Source organism: Kitasatospora sp. NPDC032757, from assembly GCF_055579305.1.
Genome location: NZ_JBVINN010000031.1, coordinates 59360 through 80552, shown reverse-complemented (window position 1 = coordinate 80552; position 21193 = coordinate 59360). Strand labels below are relative to the sequence as shown.

The following is a 21193-nucleotide window of genomic DNA, read 5'->3' as shown; positions in this document are numbered from 1 at the left end:
GGTGAGGTCGGCCGAAACGACCGCACAGCCCAGACGGAAAACGACGTACGGACACTTTGATGCGTAGCAGTGGCAACGGCAGGAACAGCAGCGGCGGCGGCAGCGGTCGTGGCGGACAGGGCGGGGGCCGGGGCGGCAGCGGCTCCTACGGGGGCGGAAGCGGCTCCGGCCGCGGTGGCTCGGGCTCGTACGGCGGTGGCTCCGGCTCCTCGCGCGGCGGCTCGGGTTCGTACGGCAGCGGGTCGGGCTCCTCGCGTGGCGGGTCGGGCTCCGGCTCCTATGGCGGCGGTTCGGGCTCGCGTGGCGGCTCGGGTTCGTACGGCGGCGGCTCGGGTTCGCGCGGCGGTTCCGGCTCCTACGGCGGCGGCTCGGGATCGCGCGGTGGCTCCGGTTCGTACGGCGGCGGTTCCGGCTCCGCGCGGGGCGGTTCGTACGGCGGCGGGTCGGGTTCGCGTGGCGGCTCCGGCTCCTACGACCGCCGGGACGACCGCCGGGACGACCGGCGTGACGACCGCCGCTACCCGGACCGCCCGCTGCGGCCCGAGGAGCGTCGCTACGACCGCCCCGAGTACGGCGGCGGCCCCAACGCCACCCCCGCCCGTGGCGGCTACACCGGCCGTCGTCCCGGCCCGGCCCCGCGTCCGCGCCGTGAGGGCCAGGGCGCCCCGGGCGACCCGCGCCGTCAGCCGCAGCGTTCGCGCGAGCTGCAGGCCAAGATCGAGGACGCGGTGCTGGCCCGGCACGACAAGCCGGCCGTGAAGCTTCCCAAGACCTTCGGCGAGCCCGAGGGCGAGCGCCTGCAGAAGGTGCTGGCGCGTGCCGGTATCGGCAGCCGTCGGGCCTGCGAGGAGCTGATCGAGCAGGGCCGCGTCGAGGTCAACGGCAAGCGGGTCACCGAGCAGGGCAAGCGGGTCGACCCGGAGAAGGACGAGATCAAGGTGGACGGCCTGACCGTCGCCACCCAGTCGTTCCTCTTCTTCGCGCTGAACAAGCCGGCCGGCGTGGTCTCCACCATGGAGGACCCGGACGGCCGCCAGTGCCTCGGCGACTACGTGACCAACCGGGAGACCCGGCTGTTCCACGTCGGCCGCCTGGACACCGAGACCGAGGGCATCATCCTGCTCACCAACCACGGCGAGCTGGCCCACCGTCTCACCCACCCGCGGTACGGCGTGACCAAGACCTACCTGGCCGCCATCCAGGGGCCGATCCCGCGCGACCTGGGCAAGCGGCTGGCGCAGGGCATCGAGCTGGAGGACGGGTTCGCCCGCGCCGACAGCTTCAAGGTGGTCTCCAACGTCGGCAAGAACTACCTGGTCGAGGTGACCCTGCACGAGGGTCGCAAGCACATCGTCCGTCGGATGCTGGCCGAGGCCGGGTTCCCGGTCGAGAAGCTGGTCCGCACCCACTTCGGTCCGATCGCGCTGGGCGACCAGAAGTCCGGCTGGCTGCGCCGTCTGACCAACCCCGAGGTCGGCCAGCTGATGCACGAGGTCGGTCTGTAGACCGGTCGGCATATTTAGGTGGACCGGTCTGCATATTCTGCGGGCCGTCCGCCGTGCCGCGCTGTTCGTCGGCGTCTGCGGTTCGCTGTCCGCCGGCCGCTGACCGCCGCGTCTGACGGCGGTACGGCTCCGTATGTCCGCCGTCCGGCGCCTGCCTCGTTTCTGTAGACCGGTCGGCATAGATCGGTAGACCGGTCTGCATATTCGGGCGCTTCGGGCGACGTCGCCGCGGCGCTGCTGTGCCTGTGGCGTCATGCCGTGTCCTGAGGGCCTCCCCGCCGAGTGGCGGGGAGGCCCTCACGCCGTTCGGCGGGTTCTGCTGTGAGCCGGGACGCATCGCCTGGTCATCGCCTTGTCAGCGTCATGATCCGTGGCCGAGGATTGCCACCTGACCACGACCCGCCGGGTGGCGGGACTGCGCCACTTCGGCGCGGACGAGGGGCGAGACGGGGGAGCGGCGTCGTGTCCGATGCACCACTCAGCGCACTGGGACTGGCCGTGCCGGACGGACAGGTCTACGCGGCGCTGGTGGCCAATCCGCAGTCCACGGCGGAGGACCTCGCGGCCGGCTGCGGGCTGACCCTCCAGCAGAGCATCCGCGCGCTGGACCGGCTGGCGCAGCACGGCATGGCGACCCGGGCACCGGTGGACCGGCACCGGTTCCTGCCGGTCGCCCCCGACGTCGCGATCGGCACGCTGATCGGCCACCGGGAGTCCGAACTGCGGCACGCCCGCGCCGAGATGCACCGCCTGATGGACGCCTTCCGGGAGGCCTCGCGCTACACCGACCCGGCGCATTCGGTCGAGGTCCTGACCGGCGGGGAGGCGATCGCCCAGCGGCTGGAGCACATCACCGAGACCAGCCAGTACCAGGTGCGCGGCTTCGACTGCCCCCCGTACATCCAGGACCCGGTGGCCAACATCCCGTTGCAGCGGCAGCGGATGAAGGAGGGGCTGCGGTTCCGGACCATCTACGACCGGGAGGCCGTCGCCTGGCCGGGCCGGTTGGAGAAGAACATCCTGGTCGGCGTCGCGGACGGTGAGGAGGCGCGGGTCCGGCCGGTGCTGCCGATGAAAATGATCATGTCGGACGACCGGATGGCGATCATCCCGATCAGCGTCGGCGACAGCGTGCTCGACGCCGCCTACGTGATCCACCCGTCCGCATTGCTCCAGGCGCTGGACACGCTCTTCGAGGCGGAGTGGGAGCGCGCCGTCCAGCTCCAGGCCGCGCTCGGCGCGGCCGAGGGGGCGCTGGAGCCGGAGGCCGACCACCGCAAGCTGCTGGGCCTGCTGGCGGCCGGCCTCACCGACGAGTCGATCGCCCGCTCCCTCGGCTGGAGTGCCCGGACCACCCAGCGCCGGCTGCAGAGCCTGATGCGCGAGCTGGGCGCCACCACCCGCTTCCAGGCCGGCATGGCGGCCCGGGAGCGGGGCTGGCTCTGAGGACGGCGAGTCCCGGGCGTCGGGTCCCCGGGGTCGGGTCCCGGGCGTCGGGTTCGGGGCGTCGGGTTCGGGTACGGGGCCGGTTCCGGGGTGGAGCCGGTTCGGGGTGGAGCCGGCTGAGGGCGGGGAGGTTCCGGGCGGGGTGCGCCGGTCAGCTCCAGGGGGTGAGGCTCGCCCAGCGGCCGTCCGGTCCGCGCTCGACCTTCTCCAGGCCGACCACGGCGGACCGGTTCAGCCGGCCGTAGATGTGCGGGAACAGCACGCCGGGCGTGGCACCGGGCGGCGGTGCGCCGTTCGGAGCCTCCCACTTGACCATCGGCTCCACCAGCGCCTCCTCGATCAGCAGCACCATCAGCGGCTCGCGGGCGTCGGCGAAGAAGGCGTTGGCCACCGCGAGCGCCGTCTGCTCGTCCGCCGAGCAGTGGATGAACCCGTCGGTGAGCAGCGAGGCGGTGGCGTACGGCCGGCCGGGGTCGGCCAGCCAGTCGTCCAGGGGGGCGAGGTGCAGGATCATGTTCCTGTTGTACCCGAGCTTCCGGTCGGACCAGGGTTTGTACCCGGGCTTGTGGCCGGGCCAGTTCCTGAGCGGCCGTCAGGACGGCGGGTCGTGGAAGCGGTCACAGGCCCGCCACCTTCGCGGACGCGGAGACCTCGTAGACCAGCGTGACGGTCCGGCGTGCACCCGGGCCGAGCGGCAGGTCCCAGCGGACGATGCCCTCGGCGTCGAAGGCGTCCGGGGCCGGGGAGCACTCCTCTTTGCGCAGCCGCACCTCGACCGCCGACACCTCGGAGACCGGGACCCGTTCGCGGACCGTGACCAGCTGCTCGTCCCGCTCCTCGGGGCCGGAGAACCGCGAGAGGTGCAGCCGCACCGTCCGGGTGGTCACCGAGCGCTGGGTGAGGCCGGCGGTGGCCTGGCGCTCCTCGGTCTCACGGACCACCCGGTATCCGTCCGAGCTGCCGAACGCCAGCTCGGCGTCTGCGCCCACGGCCGTGAAGGACAGCTCGCCGCGGCCGGTGAAGCCGCTGCCGCGGACCAGCTCGACCGGCCCGGCGAGCAGCGCGTGCCCGGCCGCGTTGCAGAACCGGACCACCTGGGTGACCAGCGGGGACAGCTCCGGAGCGCACGCGTACTCGCTGCTCGCCGGAGCCGTGAAGGAGCCCAGCGGGACCCGGTGCGCCCGGCCGTCCGACGGCACGGTGGCCGGTGCGGGGGCGCGCAGCACCCGGACCTCGCCCCCGTCGTCCACCCCCGGCACCGCCTCGGACGGGCCGAGCGTGCTGATCGCCTCCTCGCGCAGCTCGACCTCGACCGTGCGGCGCTCCTCGGCGCTGCGCTCGCGCAGCGTCAGCACGTCCTCGGTGAGCGAGGGCGGGGCGGTGGCCAGGGCCGAGCGGGCGGTGGAGAGGGTGAGGCGGGCGCCCGTCCAGTCCTCGCCGGTGCGCTGCCACACCACGGCCTCGGACTCCAGTCGCAGCGCGCCGTCGGCGAGGGTGGCGCGGTAGGAGGGCCGCCAGACCGCGCACGGCACCAGGTGGCTGACGGTCAGCCGGACGGGGCCGGCGTCGCCCGCCTCGACGGTCAGGTCCAGGTGGGCGACCAGTTCGGCCGGCTCCTCCTCGGCCTGGTCGAGCGCGTTGTGGGCCTGCGAGCGCTGCTCTTCCAGGTCGCGCAGCCGGGAGCGGACGGCCCGCAGCTCCTCGCCGTACCGCTCGCGCTCGGCGTCCACCCGGTCCAGCTCGCGCGCCCAGCGGGCCCGCTCGACCTCGCCGATGCCGGCGCCCTCGCCGACCTCGCGCAGCAGGTCGGCGGAGAGCTGGGCGAGCAGCGCGAGGCGGGCCTGGATGCGTTCGTGCAGCTGGTCCTCGCGGCGGGCCTGCTCGTCGAGCTCGTGGACGCGGTGGCGCAGCGCGGAGTCGTCCGGGCCGGGTGGCAGCGGGGCGCGCGGGGTCCAGGCGCGCACGATGCGGGCGTCCAGGACGCGGGTGGCGGGGTCGCCGGTCTCGGCGCGCAGGGTGCGGTCGACGGCGAGGGCGGTGATCGGGCCGAGACGCAGCCGCTGGACGCCGGCGGCGAGGTCGAGGGTGACCGTGCGCTCGACCTGGCTGCGGTCCTCCAGGCAGGTGACGGCGGTGACCGGGAGGGGGATGGTCTCGCTGCTCATCGTTCAGTTCCTCCGGTTTCCGCCGACGATGGCCTTTCCGGCCGGGATTCTGATCTGGTAGCCGCCGTCGAGCTCGGCCCGGCCGCCCGGTGGCAGTTCGACCCGCCAGAGCCGGGTGCTGGGCGGGCACTCCGGGGACGGCACGGCGGGTGCGTGCCAGTCGGCCCGCTCCTCGATCCGGATGTCGGCCTCGCGGCTGACCGGTACGCGCTCGCGGACCTCGACGGTGACGGCCCGGCCGAGCCGGTTCGCCAGCTCCACGTGCACGCGGTGGTCGAGCACGGTGCTGTTGTTCAGCATGCCCGCCGTGGACTCGCGCAGCTCGGTGCGGCGCGCGACCTCGATGCTCTCGGTGACGCCGGTGCCGAGCCGTTGCGTGCCGCCCGGCGCGAGGGTGGGCAGCGCCGCGGTGAGCAGGAACTCGCCGTCGACGGTGACCTCGACCGGGCCGGCCAGGACGGCCTGCGCGGTCCGGTTGGCGAGCACCAGCGTGCCGTACACCGTCTCGTCGACCGCCGGGACGGTGACGTACTCGGCGTGGACGGAGAGCGGGATCTCGCCGACGGTGACGGTGTGCCAGGTGCTGTCGGACGGGATGTCGGCGGGGGCGGCGGCGTCGAAGCGGTGGTCGAAGGAGCCAGCCGAGACGCGCGGCGGCACGGCGTGACGAGGGAGCGGCAGGGTGGTCACGGCCCGGGCGGCGGTGGCGGCCGGGGACGGGGCGCCGCCGGGACGGCCGGCGGCGGGCGGGCGGAGGGTGCCGCGGTGGTCGGCGGACGCCTCGGGTCCGGCCAGGACCAGGGCGGGGTAGTCGAGGAGCGCGGCGTCGGGGGCCGGGGGAGCGAACGGGGACTGCGCCCTGGCGCCCGCCTCGGCTTCGGCGCCCGCCTCGGCTTCGGCGCCCGCCACGGCCTCGGTGGTCCAGGCGGGGGCGGAGGCCCGTGTGGTGCGGGCCCGGCGTGCGAGGGGGGCCGGGGCCGACGCGGCCGCCGGCGGGGCGGGCATCGGGGCCGGCATCGGGCCGCCGGGCTGCGGAGGCGGGGGCGGCGCGCCGTACCCGGCGAAGCCGGGGGTCGGCAGACCCGCCGCCTCGACGGCGCGGCTGCCACCCGGGCGCGCGGGGCGGGGTGCTGCCTGGGCGACGGGCATCGCGGGACGCGGCGCGGCGCCTCCGGCGACGGCGAGCGGGCGCCGGGGCTCGGGGCGGGGGCCGGCCGCCTCGTAGCCCGCGAAGAGGTCCGAGAGGCCGGCCGGGGGTTCGCGCCAGCCCGAGGGCGGAGCGGGGGGCTGGCTGCGGCCGATCCGCAGCGAGCGCAGCCGGGGAAGGTCGGTGCGGCGGTCGAGGTCGGCGGTCGAGAGGGCGAGGCGGACGCCGGTCCAGTCCTCGCCGGTGCGCTGGGCGACGGAGGCGCGCAGGACCAGCTGCCCGGTGTCCGAGCCCTGCCGGTACGACAGGCGGTAGGCGGGTACCCAGCGGGCGGCGGGGACGCCGTACTCGAGTTCGATGTCGAGTTCGGTGGGGGTGGGGGTCCCTGCGTCGGGGGTGGGCGGGCCGCCGGGGGCGGTCTCGGCGTCGGGGGTGGGTGGGGTGAGGGTGAGCAGGACGGTCGCGGAGGTCTCCACGGGCTGGGCCGGCCCGGCGGTGGACGAGCGCTCCAGCCGGTCGGTGAGCAGCGCCGTCTCGTGTTCGGCGAGTTCGAGTTTCCGCGCCAGCTCCTCGGCCCGCAGGTGGAGCCGGGTGAGGCGGTCGTCGACGAACTCGGCCAGCTCCAGCCAGGCGTCGGCCGGGGTCCGGCGCAGTGGCTCGTCGCGTCGTCGCTGCGGCGGCACGGCGCGCAGCGCGGCGGTCTCGGCGATCGCGGTGAGGACCAGCCGGTGCCGCTCGCGGACCGCGTGCTCCTGCTCCCTGGCCTCATCCAACTGCCGCTTCAGTTCGGGCAGTTCGGTGGGGCTTCGGAGTTCGGCGACCGGTTCGAGCCGAGCCTCGGTGACGGCGGTGCCGGGCGGGCCGTCGATCACCCGGGCCCGCAGCGACCGCCCGTCGATCACCCGGGGCAGACCGGTCAGCCGGAGCCGCCCGTCCGGTGGCAGGGTCACCAGGGCCCGCCGGCGGCAGACTGCGCCGGAGGCGTAGACCACGACGGAGTCGAGCACCGACGGGTGGGCCGGTACCGCCGGTCCGTCGGAGTGCTCCCTGTCGCCCGCGCTGTGCTGATCGTTCACCCGGTCTACCCCTTCGTTCGTGCCGCTCGCGCCGACTCGCGCGCTGCCGCCCCCTGAGCGGTCAGTCTGCCTCGCTTCGGCGTGGGCGTCCTCGGATTTCGCCCGTGCGTCCGGGCCCGTGTCCGGGCCCGGTTCTCCGTCCGTGCCTGCGTCTGCGTCCGTGCCTACGTGTGTGCCTGCCCCTGTGTCTGCCCCTGGGCCCGTCCCCGGGTCGGCGTCCGCGCCGGGTGAGGTCCTGTGCGTGCGGTCTTGTGCGTGCGGTCCTGTGCGTGCGGTCCTGTGCGTGAAAGGGGACGGGGACGGGATCGGAACGGTTGCGGTCGGCCGGTGGGCGCTGCCGGGCCGTGGCCGCAAGGGCGGTGGGGATGCGAGAGGATGGGCGGGCACGTCCAGGCCAGCCCCGTGAGGAGAGCCAACCCGTCATGCGCACTGCCGTCGTCGTCGGTACCGGACTCATCGGCACGTCCGCCGCGCTCGCCCTGACCGGCCGCGGACTGACCGTCCATCTGGAGGACGCCGACCCGGACGCGGCCCGCACCGCGGCCTCGCTCGGCGCCGGCACCACCGAACCCGCCGACGGTCCGGTGGACCTGGCGATCATCGCCGTGCCGCCCGCGCTGGTCGGCAAGGTGCTCGCCGACTGCCAGCGGCGCGGCCTGGCCCGCTGGTACACGGACGTCGCCAGTGTGAAGGCCGGGCCGCGTGCCGAGGTCGCCGCGCTGGGCTGCGACACCGTCCACTACATCGGCAGCCACCCGATGGCCGGGCGCGAGCGCTCGGGCCCGCTGGCCGCCCGCGCCGACCTGTTCGAGGGCCGGCCCTGGGTGCTCACCCCCACCACCGACACCGACACCGAGACGCTCAACGCCGTCCTGGAGCTGGTCGCCCTCTGCGGCGCGATGCCGATCGTGATGGACGCCGCCGCGCACGACCGCGCTGTCGCGCTGGTCTCGCACGCCCCGCAGCTGGTCTCCTCGCTGGTCGCCGCCCGGCTGGAGAACGCCGACGAGACGGCCATAAGGCTCTCCGGCCAGGGCGTCCGTGACGTCACCCGGATCGCGGCCTCCAACCCCGGCATGTGGGTGGACATCCTCTCCGCCAACGCCGGCGCGGTCGCCGACATCCTGGAGGAGGTCGCCTCCGACCTCGGCGACACCGTCACCGCGCTGCGTGCGATGCAGGCCGCCGGGGAGGGCGAGCGCCAGGCCGGCGCGGCCGGGATCGAGGCCGTGATGCGCCGCGGCAACACCGGCCAGGCCCGCATCCCCGGCAAGCACGGCGCGCCGCCCACCCGGTACGAGACGGTGGCCGTCGTGCTCGGCGACCAGCCCGGCGAGCTGGGCCGCCTCTTCGGCGAGGTCGGCGCGGCGGGCGTCAACATCGAGGACGTCGACATCGAGCACTCGACCGGCCAGCAGGTCGGCTTCGTCCAGCTGTCGGTCGCCCCGTCGGCGGTGAAGCCGCTGACGGCGGCACTGCGGTCGAGCGGGTGGAGCGTCCGGGACTGAGCCGGGCCCGGGCGGTGCGCGGCGCCGGGGTGACCGGTGCCCGCCGGGGTCGCGGCTGATCCATGGCGGCGAGCGGGTGCGGTCGGTGCGGTCGGTGCGGACGGTTCGATGGGGTTCGGACGGTTCGGACGGTTCGGACGGTTCGGCGGGTGTGGCGGGTGCGGCCAGGGGCTTGCTCGGGGCTTGCCGGGGCGTCGGGCGGGCCCGGAGAACGGGCGGGGCTGGGTCCGGCGGCAGTCCATTAACCTTGAGGGAGACATTCCCCGGTTTTCGCGCTGCGCGGATTCACGCCGCGCAGGTGCCGGGCCCCAGGATCAGAGAGAGGTTCGCCCCGTGGACACTGCCGACCGAGCGCACGCCCCGGTCGTCGTCGCCATCGACGGACCCTCCGGCTCCGGCAAGTCGACCGTCTCCCGGGCGGTCGCCGCCCGGCTCGGGCTGAGCTTCCTGGACACCGGTGCGATGTACCGGGCGATGACCTGGTGGATGCTGGCCAACGACGTCGACGTCCACGACGCCGAGGCGGTGGCCATCGCGTGCGGCAAGCCGGTGATCGTCTCCGGCACCGACGCGGACGGTCCGACGATCACCGTCGACGGGCAGGACGTCTCCGGTCCGATTCGCGGCCCCGAGGTCACCGCGCAGGTCAGCGCCGTGGCCGCGGTGCCGGCGGTGCGGGCTCGGCTGGTGGAGCTGCAGCGCGGCTGCGCCGAGGTCGCCGAGCGCGGCATCGTCGCCGAGGGCCGGGACATGGGCAGCGTGGTGTTCCCGGAGGCCACCGTCAAGGTCTTCCTGACCGCCTCCGAGGCGGCCCGCGCCGAGCGCCGGGCGGCCGAGCTGCGCGCCAAGGGGGTCGACGAGGCCACCATCACCGCGATGGCCGCCGACCTGGCCCGCCGGGACGCTGCCGACTCCACGAGGAAGACCGCCCCGCTCACCCAGGCCGCGGACGCGGTGCTGGTGGACACCAGCGAGCTCACCCTGGAGCAGGTGATCGGCACGATCGCCGCGCTGGTGGAGGAACGGGCCGGGCTCTCGGCGGTCTGACCGTGGGGTCGGGCTGTGAGGTCGGGCCGTGGGATCCGGCTGTGAGTTCCGGCCAAGGGCACCGACCGACGGCTCCGGCCGTGGGGTTGGCCGTCGGTCCGGCCTGTGGGCCGGACCGCGGCATGATCAACTGACCGCCGCACCAAAGCGGGGCGCCACCGAGGCGCTTCGCTCGTAGTACTCGCGCTGCCCCGACCGGGGCAGGTACGCACGGCACGCCCCTGGGAAGGGCCGGGCCGGGAAATGGAAAACACGAACATGACCGCAGAGCACTCCGCCACCGGACACGGTGAGCTGGACGCCGCCGAGTACGCCGAGTTCATGGCGCTCGCCGCCGAGGAGGGTTTCGACCCCGAGGACGTGGACGGCCTCGGCGACGGCAGCCACGTGCCGCTGCCGGTGCTGGCCGTCGTCGGCCGCCCGAACGTCGGCAAGTCCACCCTGGTGAACCGCATCATCGGCCGCCGTGAGGCCGTCGTCGAGGACAAGCCGGGCGTCACCCGCGACCGCGTCAGCTACGAGGCCACCTGGAACGGCCGTCGCTTCAAGGTGGTCGACACCGGCGGCTGGGAGATCGACGTCCTCGGCATCGACGCCATGGTCGCCGCCCAGGCCGAGCTGGGCATCGAGACCGCCGACGCGGTGCTGTTCGTGGTCGACGCCACGGTCGGCGCGACGGACACCGACGAAGCCCTGATCAAGATCATCCGCCGGGCCGGCAAGCCGACCGTGCTCTGCGCCAACAAGGTCGACGGCCCGTCCACCGAGGCCGAGGCCGCCTACCTCTGGTCCCTCGGCCTCGGCGAGCCCTACCCCGTCTCGGCCCTTCACGGCCGTGGCTCCGGCGACCTGCTCGACGCCGTGATGGCCGCCCTGCCCGTGGCCCCGCCGCAGCTCTTCGGCGACCTCGCCCCCGGCGGCCCGCGCCGCGTCGCGCTGATCGGCCGGCCGAACGTCGGCAAGTCCAGCCTGCTGAACAAGGTCGCCGGCGAGGAGCGGGTGGTCGTCAACGAGCTGGCCGGCACCACCCGTGACCCGGTCGACGAGATGATCGAACTCGGCGGCAAGACCTGGAAGTTCGTGGACACCGCCGGTATCCGCCGCCGGGTCCACCTGACCGCCGGCGCCGACTTCTACGCCTCGCTGCGCACCTCCTCCGCGCTGGAGAAGGCCGAGGTCGCGGTCGTCCTGATCGACGCCAGCGAGACCCTCGCCGAGCAGGACACCCGGATCATCTCGATGGCCGTCGAGGCCGGCCGCGCCGTCGTCGTCGCCTACAACAAGTGGGACCAGCTGGACGAGGAGCGCCGCTACTACCTGGAGCGCGAGATCGAGCGCGACCTCGTCCAGGTGCAGTGGGCCCCCCGGGTCAACGTCTCGGCCCTCACCGGCCGGCACATGGAGAAGCTCGTCCCGGCGATCGAGACCGCGCTGGAGGGCTGGGAGACCCGCATCCCGACCGCCCGGCTGAACGCCTTCCTCGGCGAGCTGGTCGCGGCCCACCCGCACCCGATCCGCGGCGGCAAGCAGCCGCGCATCCTGTTCGGCACCCAGGCGGGCACCCGGCCGCCGCGCTTCGTGCTGTTCGCCTCGGGCTTCCTGGAGGCCGGCTACCGCCGCTTCGTCGAGCGCCGGCTGCGTGAGGAGTTCGGCTTCGTCGGGACGCCGATCTCGATCTCGGTGCGGGTGCGCGAGAAGCGCAAGAGGAAGTAACGAGAAGACGTGTAGGTCGTGGGGTGCGCCGGAGCAGCGGAAGCCGTGACGGCGCGCACATGACGCAGAGAGGGCCCTGCCACTTCGGTGGCGGGGCCCTCTCTGCGTCGGGGTGCGGGGGTCGGGGTACGGGGTCGGGCTGCGGGCTGTGAGTGGCGTTGCGACGTTCTGGCGTTGTGGTGTGGGTGCGGCGGGGCTCGGGGCTCGGGTCAGTGCCGGTCGCTGCTGCGGCCCGGGGGGAGCGAGAGCAGGTTGCGGTGGCGGCCGACGGTGGCCGGACCGCTGCCGGCGCCCATCGGGGCCGGGGTGGCTGCGGGCATCGGGTGCGGGACCGGCCCGAGGTAGCCGGCCGCCACCCAGCCCTGGCCGTTGGTGAACTGGGCGGCGGGCTGGGCGGGTTGGCCACCCTGGGCGGGGTGTCCGGGCTGCGCGGCCGGTCCGCCCGGGTGGCCGTGGGTGTCGTGCCGGCCGGCCGGGTCGGCATGGCCGGTTCCGTCGCTGGTGGCGTTGGAGGTGCCGGAGGCGTTGGAGGCGTTGGCCGGGGTGTGCTGGGCGCCGCCGTGCGGGGTGTGGGCGGCGGGGTGGCTGCTGTGGCTGCTGTGGCTGCTGTGGGTGGTGAGGCCCGGGCCGGTCTGCTGGTTCGGCATGAACTGGGGGATGTCGAGGGCCTGGCCCGCGTACGTCTGGAACGTCTGCTGCTGCGGCGGGTACGGCCGAGGGTCGGCGAGCATCGGATAGCCGTTGTCCCGGACGGCGAACCCGGTGAACCTCAGGTTCTCCTCGCCGGCGCGGTCACCGGGCAGTGCCCGGAACAGCCGCCGGTACTCGGAGTACAGCTCGTCGTAGATCGGCGTCGCCGAATGGGGGTGCTCCGCGTCGTACGACGGGCGCATGCCCGGGATCGCACGGGGGACGGTGGTGGACCGGCGGTGGGAGGCGGAGACGTCGTAGCTGTACACACAGGGGCCAACGAGTGAACCCGCCCGGGGATGCGGGGTGGGCCTGCCCGGCCGGAGGCCGGCCGCATCGATCGGGGTGTTGATCGTGGCGGCCGGCCGTCGGCGGGGGTTGGTGGCCGGGGGGCCGGTGGCCGGGGTCGGGAGGGCGCGCAGCGGTTCAGGTGCGGGTGCGGTGCAGGCGCGGTGAGGGTCCGGTGCGGCGGGCGCGGCTCAGGTGCCCGCGAGCGGGAGGGAGGCGGCGACGACCTGGCCGAGGGCGACGGCACGCTCCAGCGCCTGACGGAGCAGGTCCTCGCGCGGCTGCCTGCCGACCAAGCCGGCCGGGACCGCGTACATCGTCACCTCCGTCAGCTGGTTGGCGGCGAACCGCCAGGCGTCGGTGACCTGGAGCGGCTGGTGCGCCTGCCACCAGCCGGTGCTGCCGCCGGCTGCCGCCGGCTGGAGGATCGCGTGCAGCTTGCCCATCGCCACCAGCACCGACCAGCCGGCCAGCTGGTCCGGCGTCTTGTTGAGGTCGGTGACGGGCTGGAAGCCGGCGTCCTGAAGGAGGTCCAGGAACTCGTCGGTGCCTGAGGTGTTTCCCGGACGGCCGACCGGCCCGGTGGGCTCGACGACGAGCGAGGCGTGACCGGTGTCCCCGTGCAGGACTAGGCCGCAGGTGATGCCGAGGATGGCGGCCTGGCCGGGCGCGCTGGGCTGGGCGGGGGCGGGCTGGCCGGCGCCCGGGACTGCCGGGCCCGGTACGACCGGGGTCGGGGCGAGGGCCGGCGTGGCTGCGGGGGTGTCGCCCTGGGCCTGGCTGATGCTGCGCACCGCGCCGACCAGTTGCTCCTCGGCGACCGGCACCACCTGGGAGGGGATGCAGCGGGCGTGGGCGAAGGCGAGCACCGCTGTCTCCTCGCCGACGAACAGCACGGTGCTGGTGGGCTCCTGGAGGGAGTCGCCGGGGGTGCGGCAGGAGGTGCACTCGTAGCTGTCGGGTGCGTGGGCGCCGCCGAGCAGGCGGTCGGCCTCGTCGTCGCCGATCTCGGATCGGACCTCGTCGCTGACGTCGAGCATGCGCGGCACTGGGACTCCTCGGGTGTCGGGTTTGTCGCGGGCGGGGGCGGGGGTGGGGGCGGAGGCGGGGGCGGGGCGGTGCGAACGGGGCGGTGGGTGGGGCCGGGGCGGGTGGGCGTCGGGTCGGTCTGTCGGGTCGGTGTGTCGGCTCGGTTCTCCGAGCCGTCCTCAAGACCGTCCAGGACTGTTCGGGACTGTCCGAGTGGCCGATTCCGGCCGCCTTTACCAACGGACCCCTGTGGCAGGGGTCACGGGTGGGTGCCGAGGCTGACGGGAATTGCCCCTGAACCGATCGCAGTGCGTGTTCCGCTGCTCGCAATCTGTCGATGTCGATGGCAGGCCTGCCGGAATGAAACGGTGAGGTGGGTCACGGCTCGGCGATGTTTGATCTAGGAAATGACGGTTAAATCGGACATTTGGGGCAGGATTGCATGGTCGTTACCGTGGGTAACGCCTGGCTGAGCTGGGCAGACCGCCGGTTGTTTGGTTCCCCGGCCGCCGACTCGTAGCTTCATTGGCGGTGCAACGAGCACCACCCGGGTTCACCCCCGACGCACAGCCCGCCGGTTCACCCGGCGCCGGCAGTGCCCGCCGATGCGACCGCTCGAACAGGTCCCCGGTGCGTGGCGGGTGGCCAGGGCGGCGCGGCACGTCCGACACGTGCCCGGCCGCCCGACGGACGCGGCGAGCGAAATCGACCCCCTTCGAGGGCTTGGTTCCGCATGCCCGCCCGGGGCTGTCGAGAGGAACCCCATGACCTTCCGTAACGAGTCCGCCGCTGCCACCACCTCCACCGTCACCAAGCGCAACCGCGTTCGGATGGCTGTCGTGGCGGGCGCCGCTGTCGCGGCCCTGCCGGTGGCCGGCCTCGTCACGGCCACCTCGGCCTCCGCCGCCTCCGTCTCCACCTGGGACGCTGTCGCCCAGTGCGAGAGCGGCGGCAACTGGGCCATCAACACCGGCAACGGTTTCTACGGCGGTCTGCAGTTCACCTCCAGCACCTGGGCCGCCTTCGGCGGCACCGCCTTCGCCTCGCAGGCCAACCTGGCCACCAAGGCGCAGCAGATCTCCATCGCCGAGAAGGTCCTCGCCTCGCAGGGCCCGGGCGCCTGGCCCGTGTGCTCCGTCAAGGCCGGCCTGACGAAGGGCGGCGCCCCCGCCGCCGTCGACACCTCCGCCGCCGCGAAGCCGGCCGCCCCGGCTGCCACCGCCGCGCCGAAGGCCGCGCCGGCCCCCAAGGCCGCCGAGGCTCCGAAGACCGCCGCCCCGAAGGCCGCCGAGGCCCCGAAGGCTGCCGTCGCCGCGCCGAAGTCCTCGGACTCCGCCAAGTCGTGGAAGTCCGACAACGCCGCGAAGTCCGGCAAGGCCGCGACCTCGAACGACGCCCAGCCGGTCGCGGGTGGCAACTACACCGTCAAGTCCGGTGACACCCTGAGCACCATCGCGGCTGCCAAGGGCATCGACTGGCATACCCTGTACAACAACAACACCAAGGTCATCGGCGGCAACCCCGACCTGATCTTCCCGGGCCAGGCCCTGACTGTCTGATCCGATGGACCCCGGGCCGGCCGACTACTGGTCCGGTTGACCCCGGGGCCGACCGATTCGTTGGTGGCGTGCCACTTCGGACGTACTGTCCGCCCGGCCGCTTCTCCGCTGTGCGGGGGAGCGGCCGTCTGCGTGTCCGGCGTGTCGGGACGGTCCGGGGCGGTGCGCGCCTGGGGTCGGCCGCTGTGCCTTCTCAGCGTTCATAGGATCAGCCGCGAATCCTTCGTACCGATGGGCAGTCCGGCGCGGGTCTTCGCCGCGCTCGTCGCTGTCCTGCTACTGACCGTAGGCACGGTGTCCGGTGGGCAGGCCCAGGCTGCCTCGACCGTCGCGGACCTGGTCTGGGACGACCTCGCCGAGTGCGAGAGCGGCGGTGACTGGCAGGCGAACACCGGCAACGGCTGTTTCGGCGGGCTGCAGATCTGGCCTCCGACCCGGGCGGAGGTGGGCGGTCCGCGGTACGCCGACCGGCCCGACCTTGCGAGCCGGCGCCAGAAGACCACCGTCGCCGAGGAGATCCTCCGGATGCAGGGGTGGGATGCCTGGCCGGTCTGCGCTCGGGAGATCGGGATGATCGGCGAGGCGCGGCGGTGAGCGGTGGCGGGTCCCGCTTGTCGGAGGGGTGCGCGAGGATGGTGGGGTGATCCAGGGCGAGCTGTTCGGCGAGGGCTCCGGCGCCGGCACGTCACGTGAGCGGTCCGAGCCCGCGCCCGGCGCCGTGCTCGTCCCCGGCTGGCTGGACGCCGCCGCCCAGCTGCGCCTGGTGGCCGCTTGCCGGGAGTGGGCCCGCCCGCCGGCCGGTATGCACACCGTCCGGATGCCGACCGGCGGCCTGATGTCCGTGCAGATGGTCAGCCTGGGGTGGCATTGGTTTCCGTACGGCTACCGCCGGACCGCTGCCGACGGGACGCCGGTCAAGGCGTTCCCGCCGGAGCTCGGCCGATTGGCCCGCCGGGCCGTCGCGGACGCCTACGGCGGGGCGGCCGGCGAGATCGCGGGTGCGGCCGGCTACGAGCCGGACATCGCCATCGTCAACCACTACCCGCACGGCGCGAAGATGGGTCTGCACCAGGACCGCGACGAGCGGACCGACGCCCCCGTGGTGTCGCTGTCGCTCGGCGACACCTGCGTCTTCCGGCTCGGCAACACCGAGACCCGGACCCGCCCGTGGACCGACCTGGAGTTGCAGAGCGGCGACCTGCTGGTCTTCGGCGGCCCGTCCCGGTTCGCGTACCACGGCGTGGTGCGCACCCTGCCCGGCACGGCGGACCCGGCGCTCGGCCTGACCGGGCGGCTCAACATCACCGTCCGCCGGTCCGGTCTCTGAGCGCTTGCGGGAACGGTCCGCCGCCCGCCGTCGGCGTTCGAGAGAGTGGGACCTCGTTCGAGTGAATCGGCGAAAGGTGCCCCCGGTGTCGGGAATGCCCGGGCTCGCTGGAGAATTCGATGGGGCGGGAGAATTCGAGAACACGGGCGTCGGCGGCCGGGCGGAAGACCTCCGTCCGGACCGGCCGTCCGGAGAGGAAGTGCACGCATGGGTACCCCCGTCGACGAGCTTGTCGAACTGCTGGACCTTGAGCAGATCGAACTGAACATCTTCCGCGGGCGCAGCCCCGAGGAGGCGCTCCAGCGGACGTTCGGCGGCCAGGTCGCCGGACAGGCGCTGGTTGCGGCGGGGCGCACGGTGGACGGCGAGCGCCCCGTCCACTCACTGCACGCCTATTTCCTGCGCCCCGGCGTGCCCGGCGTGCCGATCGTCTACCAGGTGGACCGGATCCGGGACGGCCGCTCCTTCACCACCCGCCGGGTGCTGGCCATCCAGGGCGGCCGGTCGATCTTCGCCCTCACCGCCGACTTCCACCTCCCCGAGGAGGGCGGCATCGAGCACCAGTACCCGATGCCCGAGGTCGCCGCCCCCGAGGACCTGCCCAGCGCGCTGGAGGAGGTCGGCTCCCGCCTCGGCGAGCTGCCCCCGTTCATCAGCCGCCGGCAGCCGTTCGACATCCGGTACGTCGACCGGCTGCGCTGGAGCAAGGAGGAGCTGGCCGGTGTCGAGGCCCGCAGTGGCGTCTGGCTGCGGACCAACGGCGCCCTGCCCGACGACCCGCTGATCCACGTCTGCGCCCTCACCTACGCGAGCGACATGACGCTGCTGGACGCCGTCCGCGCCCCCGTGGAGCCCCTCTGGGGCAGACGCCACTTCGACATGGCCTCGCTCGACCACGCCATGTGGTTCCACCGGCCGTTCCGGACCGACGACTGGCTGCTCTACCAGCAGGAGTCCCCGATCGCGCACGCCGGCCGCGGCCTGGCCCGCGGGCAGATCTACGACCGCAGCGGGCAGCTGGTGGTCTCCGTGGTGCAGGAGGGGCTGTTCCGGCCGCTCAAGGGCTGATCCCCGGCCGGGATGATCTGCTGCCGTGATCGGTGTTGAGGTGGTGACGGACGCGTCGGAGCTGTCGGCGGACGCGTGGCGGTCGTGACGGTGTCGACGGACGCGTGAAGGCGTCGACGGACACGTCGAGGCGTCTTCGAAGGCGTCGAGGCGTCGGGCGTCGGGGCGTCGTCGGACGCGTCGAGGTCGATGGTGTTGTCGGACAGGGACGGCCTGCGGGTCGTGGACCGGAGCGGGAGGTACGCCGATGACGGCGACAGCCGCGGAGGAATGGAAGCACTGGAGCGACAACCGGGCGGCGGCGGTGAGCACGCCGCACGGCCAGCTGGCTCTCACCGGTACGCACTGGCTGGAGCCCGAGCCCACCGAGGTCCCCGGCCTGCCCGGCCTATGGTGGGCCGACGCCGAGGGAGCCCGGGTCCGGGCGGCGGCGGCCGACGGGATCACCGTCACCGGTGCGCCGGCCCCCGTCGACGGTGAGGCGTTGCTCCGACCGGACACCGACCCGGCCGCCGACACCGCCTCGCTGGGCGAGCTGCGCCTCGCCCCGATCGAGCGCGAGGGCGAGCTGGCCCTGCGGGTTTTCGACCCGGCCGCACCGCGCCGGGCCTCCTTCGCCGGCATCTCCGCGTACCCCTACTCGCCGGAGTGGGCCGTCCCGGCGGTCTACACCCCGTTCGAGGGCGGCGACGATCAGGTCGTCGTCGTCCCCAACGCGGACGGCAAGGACCGCCCGCTGGCCGTCACCGGCCGGATCGCCTTCACCGTCGCGGGCGAGCACCGGACCCTGACCGTCAGCCACGCGGGCAACCGCCTCACCGGCGTCATCGCCGACGCCACCAGCGGGACGGACACCTACCGCTTCCGCTTCATCACCCTGCCCGCCCCGGAGGCGGACGGTCACACGGTGTTCGACCTCAACCGCGCCTACCTGCCGCCGTGCGCCTTCTCGGATCACTTCATCTGCCCCTTCCCGCCGCCGGGCAACCGGCTGGACTTCGCGGTCGAGGCGGGGGAGAAGCAGGTGTTGACCCGGTAGGGGCGCTGGGGGGCGGGGGTGGCGTCGGGGGGTGGGGTCGGGCCCTCAGCCGGGGCTGCGGTGAGCGCTGTCGCGGCGGGCTGCTGCCGGAGCCGCCCCGGTGGTGGGCCGAGCGGTGGGCAGGGTGAGTATGGGGGACTGTGTCGACCAATCATCCTGCCAATTCGGCGGCCGGTCCCGCTTCGTCCGGTGCCGGGCCTGTTCCGTCCGGCGCCGAGCCTGCCCTGTCCGAACTCCCCGAGTCCGAGCCTGCTGTGTCCGAGCCTCCAGTGTCCGCTTCTGCCTCGTGCCCCGGTGCCGAGGCTCCCGCGTCCGGGCCGGAGGCCTCCGCCCCGCCGTGGTACCGCCGGGTCACTCGCGGGGCCTTCGCCGACCTCAGCCCGCTGCGCGACAACGCCGACTACCGGCGGGTCTGGTTCGGCCAGGCCGTCTCGTCGATCGGCCAGCAGATGACGGCCGTCGCCGTCTCCGTCCAGGTCTACGACCTGACCGGCTCCAGCTTCGCCACCGGCCTGGTCGGGCTGTTCTCCCTGTTCCCGCTGATCGCCTTCGGCCTCTACGGCGGCGCCATCGCCGACACCGTGGACCGCCGCCGCCTCGGACTGATCGGGTCCGCCGGGCTCGCGGCCGTGTCCGCCGTCCTGGCCGCCCAGGCACTCGCCGGACTCGGCCTGGTCGCCGTCCTCTACGCGGCCGTGGCAGTCCAGGCCGGCTTCTTCGCGCTCAGCTCGCCCGCCCGCTCGGCGATGATCCCGCGCCTCGTCCCGAGCCACCAGCTCCCCGCCGCCAACGCCCTGAACACCGTCAGCATGAACCTCGGCCTCACCGTCGGCCCCATGCTCGGCGGCGTCCTCATCGGCGGCTACGGAGCCCAGGCCGCCTACCTGGTCGACACCGTCGCCTTCGCCGCCACCCTCTACGCGATGTGGCGCCTGCCCGCCATGCGCCCCCTCGGCGAACGCAAGGGCCGCGCCTCCGTCCTCGACGGCCTGCGCTTCCTGCGCGAGCAGCCCAACCTGCGCACCAGCTTCCTCGCCGACCTGGCCGCGATGATCTTCGGCATGCCGCGCGCCCTCTTCCCGGCCATCGCCGTCACCTTCTACGGCGGCGACGCCCGCACCGTCGGCCTCCTGGTCTCCGCCCCCGCCGTCGGCGCCCTGATCGGCGCCCTCTTCTCCGGCTGGGTCAGCCGGGTCAACCGCCAGGGCGTGGCCGTCCTCGCCTCCGTCGCCGCCTGGGGCCTCGCCATCGCCGCCTTCGGCCTGGTCCGCAACCTCTGGCTCGGCCTCCTCTTCCTCGCCGTCGCCGGCTGCGCCGACACCGTCAGCATGATCTTCCGCAACACGATGATGCAGGTCGCCGCCCCCGACGAGATGCGCGGCCGCCTCCAGGGCATCTTCGTCGTCGTCGTCGCCGGCGGCCCCCGCCTCGGCGATTTCGAGTCCGGCGCGGTCGCCTCCCTCACCAGCCCCGCCGCCTCCGTCATCAGCGGCGGCCTCGCCTGCGTCGCCGCCATCGTCCTCCTCGCCGCCCGCCGCCCGGCCTTCCTCCGCTACGACGCCCGCCAGCCCACCCCCTGACCCCGCGCCCCACCAAACCTGGCAGCGAGCACCCCCCGACGTGCTGTATTGTTTTCCACGTCGCCGGGACACCGGGGACAAGGTCGAGAAGCCCACAGCAGAGCCCCCCAGGCTCCGCCAGGGCACCGAGACCACGGGACGTGGCGCAGCTTGGTAGCGCACTTGACTGGGGGTCAAGGGGTCGCAGGTTCAAATCCTGTCGTCCCGACTGGGGTTCGCCCCATTGTCGCAGGTCAGAGGCCGTTTTCTCGTTTACGAGGAGGCGGCCTTCGGCATGCGCTGGGCCTGCCTCTCACATTCGCCTCACGGTTTTCACGGTTCGACGCCGAAGAGTCGGGGCTGATCGGCGTCGCGAGTTGGTGACTTTTGGCGCCCTCTGCCGGTATGTCCGATTTCGATCACCGGTACGGCTCGATCGTTGCTCGCCGTGATCGCAGATTCTGGCCAGAGGGTTCGCACTTGACGCATCTGGCATCGATCAAGTGCACGGAAGGGTTTCAGGCGCTGCCCGGTCGCCGGGTGAGTTGGGTGCTGGTAGGGCGGCCGCAGTTGCCTTCGGAGAAGGCGCGGCGCAAACGCGGGCGGGAATGGCGCTCCTGGTACAGCGTCAGGTGCCTGCAGTGGTGAGGCTCGAAATGCGCGATCGCCATGTCGAGTGCGTGCTCGGCGCGGGGAGGGGTACGGGCCCGTAGGGTTCCAAAAGTCCCGCACAAGGGCCGACCTGTAATTTCGTCAGTTGCTTCTATCTTCGCCAGGCTCTGCGTGACACTGGGGAGAGTCCGCCGGTTACCTCGTGGCGCTGGATTCGGTGTTCGGGGAACGGTATGGCGTCGAGGGTTGTCGGCAGGGCTCGCTCGGCCCCGGCGGGGTGGGGCCGTCCGGTGCTGTGGTGGCGGGCGTACTCGGCGAGCACGCGTGGCAGGTGCTGTTCATGGTGGATCGGTAGCCGGTCGGTGCGCCCGGCTCGTCCGATGCCTATGTACCTCTCCGCGCGGCGTTCATCCGT

General features: G+C 73.7%; 16 protein-coding genes and 1 tRNA gene. 12 read left to right on the top strand and 5 right to left on the bottom strand.

The genetic code is table 11. The annotated features are described in order from the left end of the window. The first annotated feature begins 59 nt into the window (after positions 1-59). Together ACZ5WK_RS28370 and ACZ5WK_RS28365 are read left to right on the top strand one after the other, a co-directional pair. On the top strand, positions 60-1505 hold the full coding sequence (locus ACZ5WK_RS28370; RefSeq protein ID WP_465551395.1) for a pseudouridine synthase: 1446 nt from the start codon (positions 60-62) through the stop codon (positions 1503-1505). 462 nt (positions 1506-1967) lie between these two features. Beyond that, a complete protein-coding gene (locus ACZ5WK_RS28365) occupies positions 1968-2951 on the top strand; it encodes a TrmB family transcriptional regulator (RefSeq protein ID WP_465551393.1) in 984 nt (327 codons plus the stop codon). Positions 2952-3102: 151 nt separating this feature from the next. Here ACZ5WK_RS28365 and ACZ5WK_RS28360 read toward each other — a convergent pair whose 3' ends face one another. From ACZ5WK_RS28360 to ACZ5WK_RS28350, 3 genes are all read right to left on the bottom strand, one after another. Continuing rightward, positions 3103-3465, bottom strand: coding sequence for a DUF952 domain-containing protein (locus tag ACZ5WK_RS28360; protein ID WP_465551391.1), 363 nt, complete (start codon positions 3463-3465; stop codon positions 3103-3105). A gap of 103 nt (positions 3466-3568) precedes the next feature. Then, entirely contained in the window at positions 3569-5116 is a 1548-nt protein-coding gene (locus ACZ5WK_RS28355) for a mucoidy inhibitor MuiA family protein (RefSeq protein WP_465551389.1), read from the bottom strand. Between the two features lie 3 nt (positions 5117-5119). Then, positions 5120-7339, bottom strand: coding sequence for a DUF4139 domain-containing protein (locus ACZ5WK_RS28350; RefSeq protein WP_465551387.1), 2220 nt, complete (start codon positions 7337-7339; stop codon positions 5120-5122). A gap of 422 nt (positions 7340-7761) precedes the next feature. Here ACZ5WK_RS28350 and ACZ5WK_RS28345 point away from each other — a divergent pair, with 422 nt between their 5' ends. The 3 genes from ACZ5WK_RS28345 to der all read left to right on the top strand — a co-directional run bounded on the left by ACZ5WK_RS28345 (position 7762) and on the right by der (position 11607). Next, complete coding sequence (locus ACZ5WK_RS28345) at positions 7762-8847, top strand: prephenate dehydrogenase (RefSeq protein ID WP_396325835.1); 1086 nt, start codon at positions 7762-7764, stop codon at positions 8845-8847. A gap of 333 nt (positions 8848-9180) precedes the next feature. Next, positions 9181-9894: a (d)CMP kinase gene (gene cmk / locus ACZ5WK_RS28340; protein WP_465551385.1), complete on the top strand. Its 714-nt coding sequence runs from the start codon at positions 9181-9183 to the stop codon at positions 9892-9894. A gap of 258 nt (positions 9895-10152) precedes the next feature. Then, a complete protein-coding gene (gene der, locus ACZ5WK_RS28335) occupies positions 10153-11607 on the top strand; it encodes a ribosome biogenesis GTPase Der (RefSeq protein ID WP_465551383.1) in 1455 nt (484 codons plus the stop codon). A gap of 209 nt (positions 11608-11816) precedes the next feature. Here der and ACZ5WK_RS28330 read toward each other — a convergent pair whose 3' ends face one another. Further along, a complete protein-coding gene (locus ACZ5WK_RS28330; RefSeq protein ID WP_465551381.1) occupies positions 11817-12566 on the bottom strand; it encodes a hypothetical protein in 750 nt (249 codons plus the stop codon). Between the two features lie 210 nt (positions 12567-12776). Next, positions 12777-13634, bottom strand: a complete 858-nt coding sequence (locus tag ACZ5WK_RS28325; RefSeq protein WP_465551379.1) for a hypothetical protein — start codon at positions 13632-13634, stop codon at positions 12777-12779. Positions 13635-14378: 744 nt separating this feature from the next. On the opposite strand from ACZ5WK_RS28325, the gene ACZ5WK_RS28320 reads away from it, so the two are divergent. From ACZ5WK_RS28320 to ACZ5WK_RS28290, 7 genes are all read left to right on the top strand, one after another. Then, on the top strand, positions 14379-15173 hold the full coding sequence (locus ACZ5WK_RS28320; protein ID WP_465551377.1) for a transglycosylase family protein: 795 nt from the start codon (positions 14379-14381) through the stop codon (positions 15171-15173). Positions 15174-15404: 231 nt separating this feature from the next. Then, positions 15405-15767 carry a transglycosylase family protein gene (locus ACZ5WK_RS28315; RefSeq protein WP_465551375.1) on the top strand — a complete coding sequence of 121 codons (363 nt, stop codon included), beginning with the start codon at positions 15405-15407 and terminating at the stop codon, positions 15765-15767. 49 nt (positions 15768-15816) lie between these two features. Continuing rightward, complete coding sequence (locus ACZ5WK_RS28310) at positions 15817-16500, top strand: alpha-ketoglutarate-dependent dioxygenase AlkB family protein (RefSeq protein WP_465551441.1); 684 nt, start codon at positions 15817-15819, stop codon at positions 16498-16500. Between the two features lie 207 nt (positions 16501-16707). After that, on the top strand, positions 16708-17568 hold the full coding sequence (locus ACZ5WK_RS28305) for an acyl-CoA thioesterase (RefSeq protein ID WP_396323578.1): 861 nt from the start codon (positions 16708-16710) through the stop codon (positions 17566-17568). A gap of 247 nt (positions 17569-17815) precedes the next feature. Beyond that, on the top strand, positions 17816-18607 hold the full coding sequence (locus ACZ5WK_RS28300) for a DUF1684 domain-containing protein (protein ID WP_465551372.1): 792 nt from the start codon (positions 17816-17818) through the stop codon (positions 18605-18607). A 269-nt stretch (positions 18608-18876) separates the two neighbouring features. Next, entirely contained in the window at positions 18877-20187 is a 1311-nt protein-coding gene (locus ACZ5WK_RS28295; RefSeq protein WP_465551370.1) for an MFS transporter, read from the top strand. A gap of 134 nt (positions 20188-20321) precedes the next feature. Beyond that, positions 20322-20395: transfer RNA gene (locus ACZ5WK_RS28290), tRNA-Pro, on the top strand. Positions 20396-21193: the final 798 nt, after the last annotated feature.

What these genes read in the sequence shown, in the direction of transcription:
- ACZ5WK_RS28370 (WP_465551395.1), top strand. Translation starts at nt 60, where the DNA reads ATGCGTAGCAGTGGCAACGGCAGGAACAGCAGCGGCGGCGGCAGCGGT.
- ACZ5WK_RS28360 (WP_465551391.1), bottom strand. Translation starts at nt 3,465, where the DNA reads ATGATCCTGCACCTCGCCCCCCTGGACGACTGGCTGGCCGACCCCGGC.
- ACZ5WK_RS28355 (WP_465551389.1), bottom strand. Translation starts at nt 5,116, where the DNA reads ATGAGCAGCGAGACCATCCCCCTCCCGGTCACCGCCGTCACCTGCCTG.
- ACZ5WK_RS28345 (WP_396325835.1), top strand. Translation starts at nt 7,762, where the DNA reads ATGCGCACTGCCGTCGTCGTCGGTACCGGACTCATCGGCACGTCCGCC.
- der (WP_465551383.1), top strand. Translation starts at nt 10,153, where the DNA reads ATGACCGCAGAGCACTCCGCCACCGGACACGGTGAGCTGGACGCCGCC.
- ACZ5WK_RS28320 (WP_465551377.1), top strand. Translation starts at nt 14,379, where the DNA reads ATGACCTTCCGTAACGAGTCCGCCGCTGCCACCACCTCCACCGTCACC.
- ACZ5WK_RS28315 (WP_465551375.1), top strand. Translation starts at nt 15,405, where the DNA reads ATGGGCAGTCCGGCGCGGGTCTTCGCCGCGCTCGTCGCTGTCCTGCTA.
- ACZ5WK_RS28305 (WP_396323578.1), top strand. Translation starts at nt 16,708, where the DNA reads ATGGGTACCCCCGTCGACGAGCTTGTCGAACTGCTGGACCTTGAGCAG.
- ACZ5WK_RS28300 (WP_465551372.1), top strand. Translation starts at nt 17,816, where the DNA reads ATGACGGCGACAGCCGCGGAGGAATGGAAGCACTGGAGCGACAACCGG.